11 protein-coding genes are annotated in these 18282 nt (G+C 45.7%); 7 read left to right on the top strand and 4 right to left on the bottom strand.

Features of this window, described 5'->3' with window-relative positions; translation table 11 throughout:
• Positions 1-64 precede the first annotated feature (64 nt).
• The gene (locus ABWW54_RS14680; protein WP_353413262.1) at positions 65-1234 is read left to right on the top strand and encodes an alkane 1-monooxygenase; all 1170 of its coding nucleotides are present in this window, start codon (positions 65-67) and stop codon (positions 1232-1234) included.
• Positions 1235-1312: 78 nt separating this feature from the next.
• On the opposite strand, the gene ABWW54_RS14675 is transcribed toward ABWW54_RS14680, so the two are convergent.
• From ABWW54_RS14675 to hexR, 3 genes are all read right to left on the bottom strand, one after another.
• The gene (locus ABWW54_RS14675; protein WP_353413260.1) at positions 1313-2023 is read right to left on the bottom strand and encodes a CsgG/HfaB family protein; all 711 of its coding nucleotides are present in this window, start codon (positions 2021-2023) and stop codon (positions 1313-1315) included.
• Between the two features lie 242 nt (positions 2024-2265).
• Positions 2266-2985 (bottom strand): RNA methyltransferase, encoded by a 720-nt coding sequence (locus ABWW54_RS14670; protein ID WP_353413258.1) that lies wholly within the window; start codon positions 2983-2985, stop codon positions 2266-2268.
• 24 nt (positions 2986-3009) lie between these two features.
• Positions 3010-3867 (bottom strand): transcriptional regulator HexR, encoded by an 858-nt coding sequence (gene hexR / locus ABWW54_RS14665; RefSeq protein ID WP_353413256.1) that lies wholly within the window; start codon positions 3865-3867, stop codon positions 3010-3012.
• A 478-nt stretch (positions 3868-4345) separates the two neighbouring features.
• Between hexR and gap the strand changes: the two genes are divergently transcribed.
• Positions 4346-5380, top strand: a complete 1035-nt coding sequence (gene gap / locus ABWW54_RS14660) for a type I glyceraldehyde-3-phosphate dehydrogenase (protein WP_353413254.1) — start codon at positions 4346-4348, stop codon at positions 5378-5380.
• A gap of 381 nt (positions 5381-5761) precedes the next feature.
• Here the strand turns inward: gap and ABWW54_RS14655 are convergent, their stop codons facing one another.
• A complete protein-coding gene (locus ABWW54_RS14655; RefSeq protein WP_353413491.1) occupies positions 5762-7378 on the bottom strand; it encodes an alpha-glucosidase in 1617 nt (538 codons plus the stop codon).
• 549 nt (positions 7379-7927) lie between these two features.
• Here ABWW54_RS14655 and ABWW54_RS14650 point away from each other — a divergent pair.
• The 5 genes from ABWW54_RS14650 to ABWW54_RS14630 all read left to right on the top strand — a co-directional run bounded on the left by ABWW54_RS14650 (position 7928) and on the right by ABWW54_RS14630 (position 18138).
• Complete coding sequence (locus ABWW54_RS14650) at positions 7928-10690, top strand: TonB-dependent receptor (RefSeq protein ID WP_353413252.1); 2763 nt, start codon at positions 7928-7930, stop codon at positions 10688-10690.
• Positions 10691-10815: 125 nt separating this feature from the next.
• On the top strand, positions 10816-12306 hold the full coding sequence (locus ABWW54_RS14645) for a tryptophan halogenase family protein (protein ID WP_353413250.1): 1491 nt from the start codon (positions 10816-10818) through the stop codon (positions 12304-12306).
• A gap of 2 nt (positions 12307-12308) precedes the next feature.
• Positions 12309-14153, top strand: coding sequence for a glycoside hydrolase family 13 protein (locus ABWW54_RS14640; RefSeq protein ID WP_353413248.1), 1845 nt, complete (start codon positions 12309-12311; stop codon positions 14151-14153).
• Positions 14154-14184: 31 nt separating this feature from the next.
• Positions 14185-15696 carry an MFS transporter gene (locus tag ABWW54_RS14635; protein ID WP_353413246.1) on the top strand — a complete coding sequence of 504 codons (1512 nt, stop codon included), beginning with the start codon at positions 14185-14187 and terminating at the stop codon, positions 15694-15696.
• Between the two features lie 21 nt (positions 15697-15717).
• Positions 15718-18138 carry a glycoside hydrolase family 15 protein gene (locus ABWW54_RS14630; RefSeq protein ID WP_353413244.1) on the top strand — a complete coding sequence of 807 codons (2421 nt, stop codon included), beginning with the start codon at positions 15718-15720 and terminating at the stop codon, positions 18136-18138.
• Positions 18139-18282 lie beyond the last annotated feature (144 nt).

Here is an 18282-nt window from a genome sequence, read left to right as displayed (position 1 = left end):
ATTTGGGGAGTTGAGAACGGCGTTTATAGTGATTGCATGAGAATTTAATCACAGGCAGAGATCCATGCTTTACACCGTCAATCATTCTGATAAGGGGCTTATCGAGTATCGTGAATCCAAACGATGGCTTTGGTCGTTGGTCATTCTATTTATAATGATGCCGTTACCAGTTATCGCCATTTACCTAGAGTATGAAACCCCTTGGGTCTTGATTGCGCCTTTGTTCGTCACTTATCTATTACTGCCTGTATTGGATCTTCTAGTGGGGACCGATAAGAATAACCCGCCTGAAGAGTTAGTTGCCAAGCTTGAAGCCGACCCTCATTACAATACCTTGTTAAGGTTATGCATTCCTGCGCACGTGATTGCTTTGGTAGCGAGTGCTTGGCTGGTGGGAACGCAAGATATCGGAATTGTTTTTGTGCTTGCTTTCGCTGCCGTAATGGGAATGTACAGCGGGTTGAGCATTAATACGGCGCATGAAATTGGGCATAAAAACACAAAAGCAGAGCGGTTTCTTTCACGTGTCGCGTTAGCGGTAACAGGGTACGGGCACTTTTGCATTGAGCACAATGTCGGGCATCATCGAGACGTGGCAACGCCATTGGATCCAGCTAGCTCGCGAATGGGGGAATCGATCTACCGGTTTATATTACGGGAAATTCCGGGGGCGGCTAAGCGAGGTTGGTTAGAAGAGTCTAAGCGTTTAAAGAAACGCAATCAAAAAGTATGGAGTTTAGACAATCATATCTTGCAATCCTATTTGATGACACTGGTTCTACAAGGCGGTCTTATTATTTTGTTTGGCTGGATTTTGATTCCGTTCTTTCTAGTGCATAATTTCTTCGGATGGTTTCAGTTAACGAGCGCAAATTACATAGAACACTATGGTTTACTGAGAGAGAAGAAATCGAATGGCCGATATGAGCGTTGCCAACCGCATCACTCATGGAACGCAAACCATTACGTCAGTAACTTGTTGCTTTTTCAACTTCAGAGGCACTCTGACCATCATGCGAACCCGTCCAGAAGCTATCAGAGTTTGCGTAGTTTGGAGTCATTGCCTGAATTACCTACCAGCTACTTCGGGATGTACGTGCTGGCATACATTCCTCCATTGTGGTTTAGGGTGATGAACGAGCGTGTACTGAATGTGCCTCACATCAACGGGGATCTTGATAAAGTGAATATTGATCCTAAGCACGAAGCTAAAATACGCAAGCAATACGGGTAGAAACAAAGATCTAATAATGCAAAAAGGCTCGAACCGTTATCGGCTCGAGCCTTGATAGGCGTTGTTAAGCGCTTACTTCTAGTCCAGAGAAATACCTTTGCTTAGTCCTTCTCTGCGTTTGCGTTCCTTTGCTTCAAATTTATCTAGACATTTGTTTCGTTTTACCATTGAGCATTCTAGGTAGTTTGAAATTTCGGCGACAACGGCTCGAATTGCTTTACCTGCTGGTGTTTTCTTTTCGTTCGCCAAAGAGCCGCCAAAGCCACCTCGATTCAAGCCAACACTAAGGCCTAATCCACCTGAGCGCGCCTCAACCGTGCGAGTTTCAACGATCTCTCCTGTGGAAGAATCTACAACTCGCAGGTCAACCGCGATGTAGGCTTTTTTGCGTTTTCCACCCAGCGAGACACCTTTAAAAGAAAGGCCGCCGCCGGTGCTGTTTACATTCGATTCGAAAGAACTTACTGTGGCCGTGACCAAATATTGTGCCCCAACCATTTTCCCCATTTTCGCGGCTTTACTTCCACTGACGCGACCGGAGGCGGCAAGGTCTTGTTCGCCCAGAACTGAGGCGAGCTTTTCACGCTCGATCATCCTGAATTTTTTACCACTTGCGAGTTCATTAGTCAGCATTCCACCAAGCTCTCTACCGACATTTGAACCCCACCAATAGGCGCCTGTCGTATTGCGAAAGTCCAACACTGCCATGGTTGGTTTTTCAGCCGCCGTGGCTATGTTGCTGAGTAAACTGATTAGAATTGCAGAACAAATAATGCCGATCTTTTTCATGGTTCTCCCCGATTATATGAAGGTGTTTGTCACGTTAGATGGTCGTCATGACAGGGTGGTTAGGTTGGTTTTTGTTGTTTGAGAATTCGAGTTTAGCAACTTGAATTCAACTGCCAATATAATAGCGAGGTCTTGATAATTCATCATCCCCCATACGGGTGATATTAATGTCGCTTTTTAGAGAACCTGGTGACCACTTACGACGTCTGCATAAAATTGTCGTATTTAGACATGAGATTGGCTTAATCTTTTTTTGCGTAACGTTCGATCGCGCTCAAAATACCGCGCAAAATATTGAGTTCCAAGTTGTCTGGCTCGGCGCGCGTCACCAATTGCCGAATGCGTTGCATGGTTTCACCCTGATGCGGTCGAAGAAAGCTGATTTCTTTTAGAACTGTTTCGAGGTGACTATAAAGTCGCTCCATGTTTTCAGATGAAGGGAGGTCTCTCATCGGCGCTATAGGCGCCGTCACGGTTTGCGCGGTTTTGAAAATTTCATAGCTCAAAGTTTGAACCGCTGCGGCCATATTCAACGAACTGTAATCGGGATTAGCTGGAATTGTCAGGCGGTATTTTGCTAGCCGAATATCGTCATTATGTAAACCCATGCGCTCTGGCCCAAATATTACCGCGACAGGAGAGGATTGCGCCGCGCTGTTTAGACTGACGGCTGCTTCTGCTGGCAAGAGCGTGGGAAGATCGTATCCGCGTGGTCTGGCCGTACAAGCGACAACAACCGTGCACTCTGCTATGGCTTCCTCCAAGCTGTCGTAAACTCGAGCATTTTCAAGAACATCAAGAGCACCAGCTGCCATCTTATTGGCTTCAGGCGATGGGAATTCTTTAGGGTTTACTAGATGTAAACTATTGAGCCCCATGGTTTTCATTGATCTGGCAGCAGACCCTATATTGCCTGGGTGAAACGTACGAACTAATACAATACGGATGTTTGAAAGGCTCATCTTTTGACACTCAAATGAGCGCTATTAGAACCGATCAGTACGGGTCGATGCTAGGTTTTTCTTTATTGATTTAATATTGTCTTCCACTGATGTGCCCAGCTTCAGTGCGACGCTAGTCGCAAGCATGTCAATCACAGCCAAATGAATAATCCTTGAGGTCATTGGGGTGAACAGGTCTGTGTCTTCAGCGGTAACGGCATTCAATACGATATCGCATTGATTCGATAATATAGAGCCATTGGAAGTGATTCCTATCAGTTTAGCTCCTCGATCTTGTGCTATTTCCGCGTTTACGATCATCGCGTCGGTGCGCCCTGTATAGGAAATAAACACCGCAACGTCGTCAGACTCTAGCATGGAACACATCATTCTTTGATTTATAAAGTCTGTGTGAGAACTGACTGGCATTCCGAATCGAAAGAATTTGTGTTGCGCATCTAGCGCGACAGAGCTGGATGCGCCCATGCCGAAAAAGTTCACAGACTTACAGTGAGCGATGGAATCAGCGGCCTTGTCTAGAGATTCTGGATCAATGCTGTTCGCGAGAGACTGAATGCTGCCCTGAATTGACCCCATGATCTTTTGGATCACCATCGTACTGTCATCACCTTGGGTGAGGTTTTCGACAAAGAGCTGCCCATTTGATGAAATCTCTTGTGCTAAACGCAGCTTGAAATCAGGATACCCATCACAGCCAAGTTTATGGCAAAACCGGTTAACGGTGGGTTCACTGACCTCAGCGGTTGATGCCAGTAACGCGATGGATTGATGAATTACGGATGCCGGGTCAGCCAAAATTATTGCAGATAGCTTTTTATCCGATTTGCTTAGGCGAATGGTGTCGCTCTGCATTAACTGTAGTAATGATGCTTTAGCATGCATATCAAAATATCCTGTTTGCCACTGACACTTACTCGTGACGAATAGCCTTGCTCGAAGCCGAAGGTCCGATGCTGACACTTTGGCGACGAATTAATTGGTTCAATCTTTGCTCGAAGCTGAGTTCAAGTCGTTTTTTGTAATCTTCTTTCAATAATAAACGACAAACCAAGTTTTGATAAATAAAAAAGCGCTTTTGTTTGGATTCACATTTCAATTCAATATATTATATATATGATAATTAATGCCTTTCTCTGTAGTAAGATTACATTAAGAAGACAATGCTTCCTTTAAATTGTAATTTAGTTACATTTTGTGTTAAAGTTTAGCTTGAATTAAAGATCAGAGATGAAATCTTCATCTCGATCGACGCACTCGTTGGGTGCTGTTATTAAGGCCAGTAATCACTGTTCTTGTAATTAAACTACGTGTTTGTGACTCACACAGAGTGCAAGCAAGACGGATTTTCTTTAGGTGAGATATGTATAAAATCGCTATTAATGGTTTTGGTCGGATTGGCCGCAATGTACTACGTGCTATGTATGAGTATCAGAAACACGCAGACATTAAAGTAGTGGCAATTAATGATCTTGGTGAGGCTGCGATTAACGCGCACCTCCTTAAGTACGATACCGTGCATGGTGAATTTGCCGAGCAAGTAACAGTCGACGGTGATGATTTAGTCGTTGCTGGTGATCGCATCAAGGTATTAGCAGAGCGTAATCCTGCTGAGCTGCCGTGGAAAGAGTTGGGTGTAGACTTGGTGCTCGAGTGTACTGGTTTTTTTACAACTCGAGATGGCGCGCAAGCTCATTTGGATGCCGGCGCTGGCAAGGTGTTAGTCTCGGCCCCAGGAAAGGGCTTGGATGCGACAGTGGTATTTGGTGTTAATGACGATGTTTTGAGTGCTAATGACCGTTTGGTGTCGAATGCGTCCTGCACTACAAACTGCCTGGCTCCTATCGCTAAAGCATTGCATGACTCACTGGGTATTGAAAAGGGGCTTGCTAATACAGTCCATGCCTATACCAATGATCAGCGCCTTAACGATGTCTATCATACCGATTTACGCCGAGCACGTGCTGCGGCTCATTCGATGATTCCTTCAAAGACAGGTGCGGCGGCGGCCATTGGTTTGGTGGTTCCTGAGTTAGATGGCAAGCTGGATGGCTTGTCTGTTCGTGTTCCAACATTGAATGTTTCTTTATTAGACTTAACGGTAACCGTCGGGCGTGAGACTTCGGTTGAAGAGGTGAATGACATCTTGACGCGAGCTGCTGAGGCCTCTGCTGATAAAGGCGTGTTCAAGGTAAACACGTTGCCTTTAGTTTCAAGCGATTTTAATCATAACTCAGCGTCTAGCATCGCCGACATTACACAGACCCGTGTGTTTGGTGACATGGTTAAAATTTTGGCTTGGTATGACAATGAATGGGGTTTTTCTAACCGTATGATTGATACCGCTGCGCGCATGCTTGAGCTAGGGTCTGCTGTTGAATTGCAAAAAGCCAGTTAGTTGAGCTTGGAGAGCGCTTGTTGGTAGGCTCTTACTTGGTCGATTAAGTTGTTTGCGGGGCCCCCAATACGGGCTCCCCAATATGGGCTCTCAAATACAGGTATTTAGTTAGATAAGAACTAAATAGACCGTTTTTCGTGGAATGGACGTGTTGTTAGCAAGGATGCTATTTTATTTCAAGAAGGTTCACTTAGGTTTCTCCTGTCTTAACTCGTTCGGATATTTTTCATTGGGGCTAAGCTAAGTATCGACTAAAGTTGCATCACTGCCAGCAAGACATTGTTGGTAGGCTGAGTGCAAACATATGACATTAGTTAGCTATCCAAAACGCCTTCGAATCGATGCGAGTCGAAGGCTTGTCTTTGTGAGATAAGCGTAACTTCAAATAGAAAAGTATCCAAAACCAAATTTAGAAACCGTTAACTCGCCATTAAGATTCTCGACCCCTTGAGAAGGACTGGACGGCAGAGGTTTAATATTACTATTGCAGCGCCAGACGAGTGGTTGGTCACTAAGATTGTAAATAGCCAGGGTGGTCTGGGCATTGTGCGTGCGCTTGAAAACCAATAGTTGTTCAGGGGCATCGACAAATTCTATGTCACCAACCAATAAGGTCTGCTCACCTTTCCTCCACGCGAGAAAGGTTCTGTAAAAGTTCAAGACAGAATCAGGATTAGCGTCCTGCACCTCAACGCAATTATCGATATGACATTTCGCGACTGGCAGCCATGACGCTTTATCTGAAAATCCAGCGAGAGGCTCATCGCGATTCCAAGCAATAGGGGTACGACAGCCATCTCTGCCTTTAAACTCGGGCCAAAACTCGATGCCAAATGGGTCTTGTAGTTGATGTTGCTCGATTGGAGACTCGGTGTAACCCAGTTCTTCTCCCTGGTACACGCAAAGTGTGCCGCGCAAGGATGCCGCCATTGCCAATATCATTTTGGCAAACTCGTTACGATGCTCTCCAGTGCCCCAACGAGTTACCACTCTCGTGACATCATGATTGCTTACTGCCCAACAAGGCCAGCCTTCTCCGATAACGGCTTCGAGTTCGTTTACCGTGTTTTTGATATGGTTCGACGAAAATTCATCGGCTAAGAGTTCAAAGTTGTAGCCCATCTGTAGGCGTTTATTGCCTTGTGTGTACTCAGCTAAGGTTTTGAGAGAGGTCTCTGAATTTATTTCTCCGAGAGCGACAGACCCATCATATCGATCCAGCAATTCTCGAATCGATTCCATGAACTCTAGATTTTCCTCTTGTGTATTATCGTAGAGATGATATTGAGCTGCGTATGGGTTGTCGGAAGAAAAACCTCGTCCGGTGCGCTCCTTCTCAGGCTTGAACGGGTTGTCTCTTAATTGGCTGTCATGGTAGCAAAAATTGATGGCGTCCAGCCTAAATCCGTCCACTCCGCGCTTTAGCCAAAACTCCATCTCTTCTAGTATTTGTGCTCTGACTTGCGGGCAGTGATAATTTAGGTCGGGCTGAGATCGGAGAAAGTTATGAAAGTAGAATTGCTGACGGCCTTCATCCCACTCCCATGCGCCACCACCAAAAATTGAAATCCAATTATTAGGCGGATTTCCGTCACTATCCGCGTCCGCCCACACATACCAGTCGGCCTTGGGGTTAGTTTTTGACTGGCGACTTTCTGTGAACCATGCGTGTTGGTCTGATGTGTGACTCAACACTTGATCAATCATTATTCGAATCCCTTTAGACTTACTTTGAGCCACTAATTCATCGAAGTCTTCTAAGGTGCCAAATATTGGGTCTACGTCTCGATAGTCACTTATGTCGTAACCGAAGTCTTTCATCGGTGACTTGAAAAATGGAGATAACCATAAAGCATCGACTCCTAAAGACTCAATGTAATCCAGTTTCTTGATTACGCCCCGAATGTCGCCGATTCCATCCCCATTGGTGTCGCAAAAGCTTCTTGGGTAGACCTGATATATGACGGCACCACGCCACCATTGGCTGTTCTCGCCAATATACAGAGTTTCGGTGCTTTGCTTTGCATCAAGCTTAATTGCTACTTTTGATAATTCAGTCACGATAACAGCTTCTTTATTGCGTAGCCCATCCATTCTCATTCGTTTTTGGCGTTAAGCCAGTGACACCCTAATAGATCTAAATCATGAAATACGATTTCGACTATTGATGGCGAGCAAGAAATATCTGCGCTACTTATATATATAATTACATGTCTTTTATGTATGCGAGGTTAGTCTTTCCAATTATTGTTGCGTTTAAGTCGTGCTAAAAATTGCATCTAACTTTCGCATTACAGTCATTGAAATGTGAGCTCAAAAGCCTATAAATTGTTCTAAAACAATGTGTTAGGTGGTTTTTGAATAGCAAAGGCTCCCCGCTGTCACTTGATGTTAGTGCTAGTTGATGAAAATTTGGAGTCGTAAAACAGTTGAATACGTATGCATTCTGAATCGAGTATTATGAATACGTATGTAACGGCTTCCTTTGATATATCCCCATGAAATAGCATGTAGTCCTCATAATTATTAAACCCTGTCGAGAGGAAGATGATGAAAAATCACATAACTCATGTTCAAGCAGAAGCGACCAAGAAGCGTTTCCGTGCGACCAGCGTTGCTCTAGGTGTGGCGGCAGCTTTGATGGCTTCGGCTCCTGCTGTTGTAAACGCACAAAGCAATGTTGTATCTGAAAGTGGCGAGCTGGATGAAGTGGTCGTTAAGGGCTACCGTCGTAGCCTGCAAAATTCGTTTGCATTAAAAGAAGATTCACAACAAATTATCGAAGTGGTTACGGCTGAAGACATCGGTAAATTACCTGATGTCAGTATTGCGGAGTCATTGGCACGTTTGCCTGGCTTAGCCGCTCAACGGTTGAATGGTCGTGGTCAAGTAATTTCAGTTCGTGGGCTGTCGCCTGATTTTTCAACGGCATTATTCAATGGCAGAGAACAAGTGTCCGTCGGCGATAACCGCGGTGTTGAGTTTGATCAATACCCTTCCGAGTTATTGAGTGGCGTCGTAGTTTACAAAACACCAGATGCGTCACTGTTAGGGCAGGGCTTAGCTGGAACGTCAGACCTTCAAAGCATTCGTCCTCTTTCTCAGAATGAGCGTGTATTGGCATTGAATTTGCGTTACATCGTTTCCGACGAAGCGCTTAACTCTGATGGTGATGACGATGGGTATCGTCTGAATGCCACCTACGTGGATAAATTTCTAGACGATACGTTAGGCGTTGCTGTCGGTTTTGCAAGCCTGAATAGCCCAAGTCAAGGAACTGAGTTTCGAGGCTGGGGCTACCCTGATGTCGATGGTAATTTAGTGCTCGGTGGCCATGACTCATTGGTGCGCACATCAACGTTAGAACGAGATGCTGTGATGGCTGTGGTTGAATATCAGCCTACAGATCGTGTTGCACATACGTTTGATTTGTATTATTCGAAGTTTGAAGAAACCGATCTTTTACGTGGTGTTGAAGGTGGATTGCAATGGTCTGGTGCGCAGCTGCAACCCGGTTTCAATGCGACTGATGGGTTCATAAATAATGGAACTTACACGGGCGTAAAGTACGTTGTGCGTAACGACGTTGAGAGCCGAGATGCCGATCTTTTCGCCGTTGGGTATAAATTTGAGTATCAAGTTAATGACCAATGGGCTGCTACCGTTGATTTAAGTCATTCAAGCGTCGATCGAGATGACCAAATCTTAGAGAGCTATTCTGGCTTAGGACCTAGTGACCAAGGTTACGTTGGGGTTGCTAATTTTCGTGTGAATGAACGCGGTGCGTTCTTCTCCGGAAACAACATTAATTACAGCGATCGATCTCAATTCTCGCTCACCGACCCACTTGGTTGGGGCGGGGGTGCACCACAGGGTCAACAGGTAGGGTACCTAAATAGACCTTCAATTGAAGACACTTTGAATCAAATAACGATTAGTGCTGAGCGAAGTTTGGATGGGCCATTTAGCTCAATCGAAATCGGTGCGAATTTTAAAAATCGAGAAAAGTCTAAGATAGCGGATGAATTTATTCTTGATTTACCCGGCAATACTCGTGATAACCCAGTTAGAACCGGTGCGCTACCAACGCAAAGCGGAGTGGCGGATTTGAGCTTTTTAGGTCTTGGCAATTTGGCCACCTATGACCCTCGAGACGTTCTAAATTCAGGTGGTTTTCAACTGTTGCGCAATACCAATGCCGATGTTGCCATTAAAAGCTGGGTTGTCGAAGAAGATGTGTTGACTGGTTACGTCCAGGTTGGATTGGATACTGAGCTTTTTGGGAAATCACTCGCTGGTAATTTTGGGGTTCAAGTTATCCGGACCGACCAAGAATCACGGGCATTAGGTGCGGACAGCGCAAACGCTGCGATCGCGGCGCCTTTGGTTGGTGGCAAAAAATTCACTGAAGTTTTACCCAGTTTGAATTTGATCTACAGCGTCGCTGACAATCAATACTTGAAACTTGGGCTTGCTCGGACCATGGCTCGCCCTCGTATGGACGAGATGCGCGTGAGTCGCCAGTTCAGTTTCAATCCTCAATTGGTAAACTCCACGGATCCCAATATGTCTCCTTGGGGAGGCAGTGGCGGAAATCCTGAGTTAGATCCTTGGTTAGCTAACTCGTTAGACCTTTCCTACGAGTGGTACTTTGCTGACCGTGCAGGATATTTCGCCTTGGCGTATTTCTACAAAGACTTAGACAGCTATGTCTTTAATACGAATGAGCAGGTGGATTTCACTCCATTGTTGGGTACCATCGGTAACTTCCAACCAGTGCAAACAACGGGTTTTCTGAATAGGCCAGTTAACGGTGAAGGCGGGTCGGTTGATGGATTTGAAGCGGCTCTCACCGTGACCAGTGAAATGTTCACAGAGGCTCTACCTGGATTGGGCTTAACGATCAATTACACTAGTACGGATTCGGCTGTTAAGGCTGACCCTACTGACGAAGATACGATCACATTGCCTGGCTTGTCGGACAAAGTATGGAATGCAACTTTGTTCTATGAAATTGGCGGTTTCTCAGCGCGTGTCAGCCAACGTTATCGCTCGGACTTCTTGGGCGAAATTCAAGGTTTTGGTGCCGGTCGCGAGTTCAGAACCGTAGCTGAGGAATCCATTGTGGATGCGCAGCTAAGTTATGAAATCCAAGAAGGCCGATACGCAGGTCTTACGTTTTATTTGCAAGGCAATAATCTAAATGATGAACCGTTTGTGACTTACAACACACAGGATGACGCTCGTCAGATAGTCAATTATGAAAAATATGGCCCTACCTATTTGGTTGGTGCTAGCTATAAGTTCTAATCAAGAACTCTTGATCTGAATCTCCTTCGTTTGGCCCCCGTTATCACTCGATAGCGGGGGCCGTTTTTCAGGTAGGTATAAACTGTGTCAAACTGGCGGTTTGATCACTTTATCATTGGGCCGTTATGGAAAATATTCAACACATCGTAATCGTCGGTGGTGGAACCGCTGGCTGGATGACTGCCGCAGCGCTGGCAAAGATAATAGGGCCTCTGTCGAAGATAACTCTGGTTGAATCTGAGCAAATCGGCACGGTGGGTGTTGGCGAGGCCACCATACCAAGCATACGACTTTTCAATCAGTTGTTAGGTTTGGATGAAAATGAAGTCTTGAGAAAGACAAAAGGTACGATCAAGTTAGGTATCGAATTTACTAATTGGGGGCGCCTACGGAGCAGCTACCTACACGCCTTTGGCAACCTTGGCCTGGATTTGGGAATGGCCAAGTTCTATCAATATTGGTTGAAGCAGAAACACCAAGGGCGCGATTGCAGTTTATGGGACTATTCATTTAATGCTCAGGCAGCGAGGTTGAATCGATTTGAGCGAATTGAGCATATTGAAGGGACACCTCTAAGTGGCTTGACTCATGCTTTTCATTTTGATGCTGGTTTATACGCGCGCTATCTTAGGGAGCACTCCGAGAAGCAAGGTGTGGTAAGACTTGAGGGTAAAGTAAACCGAGTAACGTTAAATAGCGAAGACGGATCTATCGAGTCAGTGTCCCTAGAGAATAACGACATTATCAAGGGAGATTTGTTTATTGACTGTTCTGGTTTTAAGGCTTTGCTCATTGATGACGCTCTAAAATCCCGGTACGAAGATTGGACTCACTATTTGCCCTGCGACAGAGCGATTGCAGTGCCTTGCGAATCCGCGGGAGAGCTTCTTCCTTACACCAAAGCCACGGCTCGGTCTGCCGGATGGCAATGGCGCATACCGTTGCAACATCGAATCGGGAATGGCCACGTGTTCAGCAGTTCGTATATTAGCGACGATGAGGCTCAGGCCCAATTGATGTCGAATTTAGATGGCGCTCCGACAGCGGAACCTAAGTTGATTAAATTCACCACAGGCATGCGCAGAGAGGCGTGGGTGAAGAATTGCGTTGCGATTGGTTTATCGAATGGTTTTATGGAGCCCTTAGAGTCCACCAGTATTCACTTGATTCAGTCAGCCATCAGCAGACTACTTACCTTGTTCCCGAATAAAGAATTTTCTCAGCTTGAGATCGATGAATTTAATCGCCAAACCGCATTTGAGTTTGAATCTATTCGTGATTTTTTGATTTTGCACTACAAAGCAAACAGTCGCACAGATACTGATTTTTGGCGCGACTGCGCTGACATGACCATTCCTGAAAGTCTCAGTAACAAAATTGAGTTGTTTAGAGAAAACGGAAGGTTGTTTCGTAATAATGACGAACTTTTCACCGATGTTGGTTGGCTTCAGGTGCTTATTGGGCAAGAAATTAGCCCAAAAGGTTTCCACCCCATAGCCGACACAATTGAGGCTGTTAAGGTCGACAAATATCTAGATGATTTAAAACAAATTTTTAAGCGCGAGGCCAATAAACTTGGGTCTCATTCTGACTTTATAACTCGTTACGCAAGCTAAGTATGAAAACATTACTAATATTATTGTTCTTAACGTGCTGCCTCCAAGTAGGGGCACTATCCGCTCAATCGATCGAAAGAATAGAACCCCCATTCTGGTGGGCTGGAATGAATGAGCACTCACTGCAATTAATGGTGCACGGCAATGAGCTTGCAGGTAGTGAGGTGTCTTCAAGTTCAACCGACATTAAAGTGATCGGAGCCCATAGCCTGGATAACCCGAATTACCTATTCGTAGACTTGGATGTTGGCGCCGTGGACAGCCAATTGACGTTTACTTTAAACTTTTCTAAGGGTGACACCTCAGTTGCGGCCAGTTATGAGTTAAAAGCACGAAACACGGGTGAGAATAAGCAGGCAGGGTTCTCGTCAAAAGACGTCATTTATTTGGTTACACCAGATCGTTTTGTTAATGGCGATACAAGCAATGATTCGCTTTCACACTTAAGTGAAATAGCAAATCGCGATAATAAAGATGGGCGTCACGGCGGTGACTTGCAAGGACTTGAACATAGTCTGACGTATTTAAGAAACCTTGGTATTACAAAAATCTGGCTGAATCCATTGCAAGAAAACAATGAGCCTGCTTACAGCTATCACGGCTACTCGATCAGTGACCTTTATCGCATTGATGATCGATTGGGGGGCAATAAAGCACTTCTGAGTTTGGTTGAAAAAGCCAATGGTATGGGGATTGGGTTAATCATGGACACGATTCCCAATCATATTGGAGTGAACCATTGGTGGATGGACGATCTACCTAGTAAAAGTTGGATTAATAACGACACTAAGTTTACGCCGACATCGCATCGTAGAGAAACGATTCAGGACCCACACGCGTCTGATGCTGATAAAGTCGAATTTAACGATGCGTGGTTCGTACCCACCATGCCGGACTTAAATCAACACGTCCCTGAATTGGCGACCTATCTCATTCAAAACAATATTTGGTGGGTGGAATACGCCAGTCTTTCAGGGTTACGAGTAGATACGTTGCCCTATGCAGATAAGCATTTCACGAAGGAATTCAATCGCCGCCTGCTTGCCGAATTTCCTAGCCTGAATATCGTTGGTGAAGAGTGGTCTACTAATCCCGCCATCGTATCCTATTGGCAGAGCGGAAAGCGTAATCAAGATGGCTTTGATGGAGGTGTTCCGAGCCTAATGGATTTTCCGCTGCAAGAGGCTTTGGTGAATTCTCTGCTAAATGAAGAAGGCTGGAGCTCAGGGCTAATAGAGTTGTACGAGACAATCGCAAATGATTTTCAGTACCCAGATTCTAACAGTCTTGTAGTTATTGGTGATAATCACGATATGAGCCGGATATTTACCCAACTAGGTGAAGATCAAGCGCTTCTTGAAATTGCCTTAACCGTATTGATGACAACGCGCGGTATCCCTCAATTGTTTTATGGAACTGAAATCGCCATGAGCAATAAAGGCAGTGATGCGCACGGACTGATTCGCAGCGATTTCCCTGGTGGTTGGGCTGATGACGGTAAGAATGTGTTTACTAAAACTGGGTTATCAGCACTTGAGATATCAACCTTACGTTTTACTCGAAGCCTACTTAACTGGCGGAAAACATCCGACCCCGTGCACAACGGTAAGCTAAAGCATTTTTCGCCTAAAAAAGGTGTCTATGTCTATTTTCGCTACACAGAAAACAAGGCGGTAATGGTGGTCGTTAATAAGAACGAAGAGCCACTCAGCTTAGACTTATCTAGATTTACCGAAGTGATTGCCAATTACAACGTTGCTAAAGATGCTTTTTCTCAGGTTGAACAGCGATTGTCTGGTGACCTGACGGTGCCTGGTAAAAAGGCTTCGATCTACGAACTTCATTAACAAGAATTAGAAAATACACGAGAATAAACTCATGCAGCAAGCAAGTAATCGAGTGGTTAAGCCTGAACTTCATTTTTGGCAGATATGGAATATGTGCTTTGGCTTTTTAGGTATTCAGTTCGGCTTTGCCTTGCAGAATGGCAATGTTAGTCGAATTTTTCAAACCCTCGGTGCGGATATGGCGACCATACCAATTCTGTTCATCGCCGCTCCGTTAACCGGGTTGTTGGTGCAGCCGATCGTCGGGTACTTCAGTGATAAGACTTGGAATCGTTTAGGGCGTCGCAAACCATATTTTCTATGGGGAGCTATACTGACCACAGGAGCTCTAGTGTTTATGCCGAACTCTCCGTCACTATGGGTAGCGGCTGGAATGCTTTGGATATTAGACGCATCGATTAACGTCACTATGGAGCCATTTCGAGCGTTTGTTGGTGACATGTTACCGCAAAAACAGCGTACCTTCGGCTATGTCATGCAAACGTTCTTTATTGGTATAGGAGCGGTGGTGGCCTCCGCCATGCCGTATGTCTTTACCGAGCTGGGTGTGGCAAACACTGCTCCTGAAGGAGTAATCCCTGATACCGTTCGTTATTCCTTCTATTTGGGCGCTTTGGCTATTGTGCTTTCGGTTGGTTGGACAATTCTTCGCAGCCGAGAGTATAGCCCTGAGGAGCTGGAAAAATTTGAAGAGCCGGAAAATGCTTCTGCGGCAATAAAGCGTCAAATTGAGCTTGAAGGTAAGCCCGTGTTTGACGCTCTTAAAGCGTGCTTGTGGCTTATTGCTGGATTGGTTTTGTCTGCAATGGTTTTTTTCGGTGACTGGGAATACCAGCTTTACATCTTAACCATCGCCGTTGCGGTCATAGGTTTGATTCAATTGTACGCTGTTAATATCGAGTCGAAGAATGGTTATAACGGGTTTTATGAGGCTTGCAGAAGTGTCATCTTGATGCCTAAAACCATGAAACAGTTGGCCTTTGTTCAGTTCTTTTCTTGGTTCCCTTTGTTCACTATGTGGACTTTTACAACCCCAGCCGTTACCGCGCATCATTTCGGCAGCTCAGACACGTCAAGTGAACTCTACAATCAAGGGGCAAATTGGGTTGGGCTGTTGTTTGCGGGCTATAACTTCGTTTCAATATTTGCCGCACTATTGATTCCGGTATTTGTTCGAAAAATCGGCCTCAAGGGCTCTCATCAATTGAGTTTGATGCTGGGGGCTGCAGGGTTCGCCTCTTTTTTAGTTATCGAAGATCCTAAGTATTTGATGGTATCAATGATTGGTGTGGGCTTTGCTTGGGCATCAATTCTGTCGGTTCCTTACGCCATGCTTTCAAATGCACTGCCGACTAAACAGCTGGGAATCTATATGGGGGTTTTCAACTTCTTTATTGTGATTCCGCAATTGGTGGCGGCCAGTGTTCTTGGGTTGCTTTTGAAATACCTATTCAACGGGCAGGCGATTTACGTCCTAGGCCTAGCGTCTGCTATGTGGGTGTTGGCGGCGGTGTCGGTATCTTTTGTTAAGTATCAAGATTAAAAACGGTAACTGAAAACAATCATGAAAAAAATAGTCGTAATTTCGTCTCTAGCCTTGCTAACTGCCTGTGCTGGGCAAACTCAGCTTAGCCGAGCTCAGGGCTCTGTGAATGATATTCAAATTGATCCGAAAGTGGCTCCTGGTGCGCCAGGTCAGGCCCCGGTTTGGGCATACTCCGGTAAAACCGGGATCGGCAGCTCGTATGAGCAATACTCCGATGGGGCATATTCTGAAGCCGCTGGTACTGGGGCCGTTTCTAAAGTTTGGTTTTCGTTGGCTGAGGGGATCATTACTGAGACCATGTTTGGCATGATTCATGAAGCTCAAATCAAGGATATGCAGGTGCTGATGATTGGGCCGGATTTTGTTGACTCTGAACAGCATGATATGAACAGTGAAATTTCATATTTGCATACCGATGATAAAGGTCGACCTTTGTCGCCAGCGTATAAAATTGTGAACAGCGACAAAGAGGGTAAATACAGTATCGAAAAACATGTGTTTACCGACCCTGATCAGCAAAGTCTGATGGTGCGCTATGTATTTAGTGCAAGGGAAAAGGGCATACGGCCCGTGTTCACGGTTAACCCACACATGAATAATGACGGCTCTAACGATCGGGCCTGGAGTGAGGATGGTGCACTCTATGCCAGTGATTCTGGAAAGTTCATGTCTTTTCAAAGCAGTCGATCATTCGCTTTGACATCGGTTGGCTTTGTTGGTGTTTCCGATGCCATCGCAGATGCGGTCGACTTTCAACTCAACGACTCCTATTCCTCTACGGGTCTAGATCGCGGGAATGTTACATTGACAGCGGCGTTGGATGAGTTGCCCGCTGGCAACAAAGTGACGACTGATTTGGCTTTTGGTTTTGCGAACTCTAAAGTCGAGGCCCAGGTTGCTGCCAGTAGCACTTTGGCTACGGGGTACCGACGTGTACTTGCAAAATACAATGGTGAGGGAGCTCACGTCGGTTGGGAAGATTATCTGGCTAGCTTGTCTGCATTACCTAAGATTGCAGAAATGGCTGGGGACGGCGGCGCGTTAGCTCACAGTAGTGCCCTGGTATTGAAGGTACAGGAAGACAAGACTCACGCCGGTGCGTTGATAGCTTCATTGTCTAATCCTTGGGGCGACACCGTGTCCGCCGCGCGCGGTGCAACGGGATATAAAGCCGTTTGGCCGCGTGATTTCTATCAGTGCGCGATGGCACTATTGGCTCTCGGTGACAGAGAAACGCCTAAGGTCGCCTTTGAATATTTGAAAAAAATTCAAGTTAATGATCAGACTCCAGGAAACAACGGCGTCGGCGGTTGGTTTTTGCAGAAGACTCATGTGGATGGCGAATTGGAGTGGTTTTCGGTTCAAGCAGACCAAACGGGAATGCCCATTATGTTGGGGTGGAAACTATGGAAGAGCGGTGTTCTAAATGATGATGAAATAAAGCAATGGTACGCGTTGATGCTTAAGCCCGCGGCGGGTTTTCTTACTGATGGAGGAACCACCAATTTGGATTGGAATAAGCGTGAGATGACATTGCCATGGACACAGCAAGAGCGATGGGAGGAACAAGAAGGCTATTCGCCCTCCACAACGGCGGCGGTCATTGCCGGATTACTTTCGGCGGCAGATATCGCGACTTTTTCCGGTGATACCGAATCGGCCAAACGTTATTTAGCTGCGGCTGATAGTTACGAAAAAACGATAGAAAAATTTATGTTTACTACCACCGGTAAACACAACAAGAATGGTAAGTACTATTTGCGAATCACGCAAAATACCGATCCAAATGATAACGGGGAGTTACACGATCGCAATGGTCGGGGTGTACTGCAAGAAAAGGACGTGGTCGATGGTGGGTTTTTAGAATTAGTGCGCTATGGGGTTCGGTCTGCAAAAGATAAATACATCGTCGATTCACTTGAGGAGTTAGATGATCAAACGGTCAACCATCCTGTTCGAGTTAAGTATGAGTTTGAATTTGCGGGCGACGACCAACGTTACCCTGGATGGCGTCGATATGGTTTGGATGGCTATGGAGAGGACTTTGTGACGGGTGAGAACTATGGTGCCACTGGCAGTTACGGTGGCATCGGAGGCGGAATGAGTCCAGACCAACGTGGTAGAGTATGGCCATTTTTTACCGGCGAAAGGGCTCACTATCAGCTGGCAAATGGCGATAGTGTTGAATCCATTCGACAGACCTACGTTAAAGCCCTGGAGCACTTCGCCAATGAAGGCTTGATGCTGCCAGAGCAAGTCTTTGACGGCGTTGGTGTCAACCCTAAAGGTAGATACACCATCGGTGAGGGAACTAATTCAGCTACTCCTCTTGCCTGGACTCACGCTGAGTACGTTAAGCTACTTAGGTCTCTGTCGGACCGGGTTGTGTGGGATTCTTATCCCTTGGCAGCACAAAGATATCAGGCTGCAAATCAGTAGCCATTCTAGCGGCTCTATTTTGAGGCTCTCACAGCAAGTTTGATTGAGAGCTTCTCTTGGAAAATGTCTCAAGTTTGTGTGCCTTTCGAGGTCCACTTTGTAGCGTTATTTGACAGAAGCGAAGACTGGCGCATAATGACTTAC

It is taken from the genome of Arenicella sp. 4NH20-0111 (genome assembly GCF_040366405.1).
In the GTDB taxonomy this organism is placed as follows: domain Bacteria; phylum Pseudomonadota; class Gammaproteobacteria; order Arenicellales; family Arenicellaceae; genus Arenicella.
Note: the sequence above shows the minus strand (reverse complement) of the source record. Positions and strands in the feature narration are given on the sequence as shown.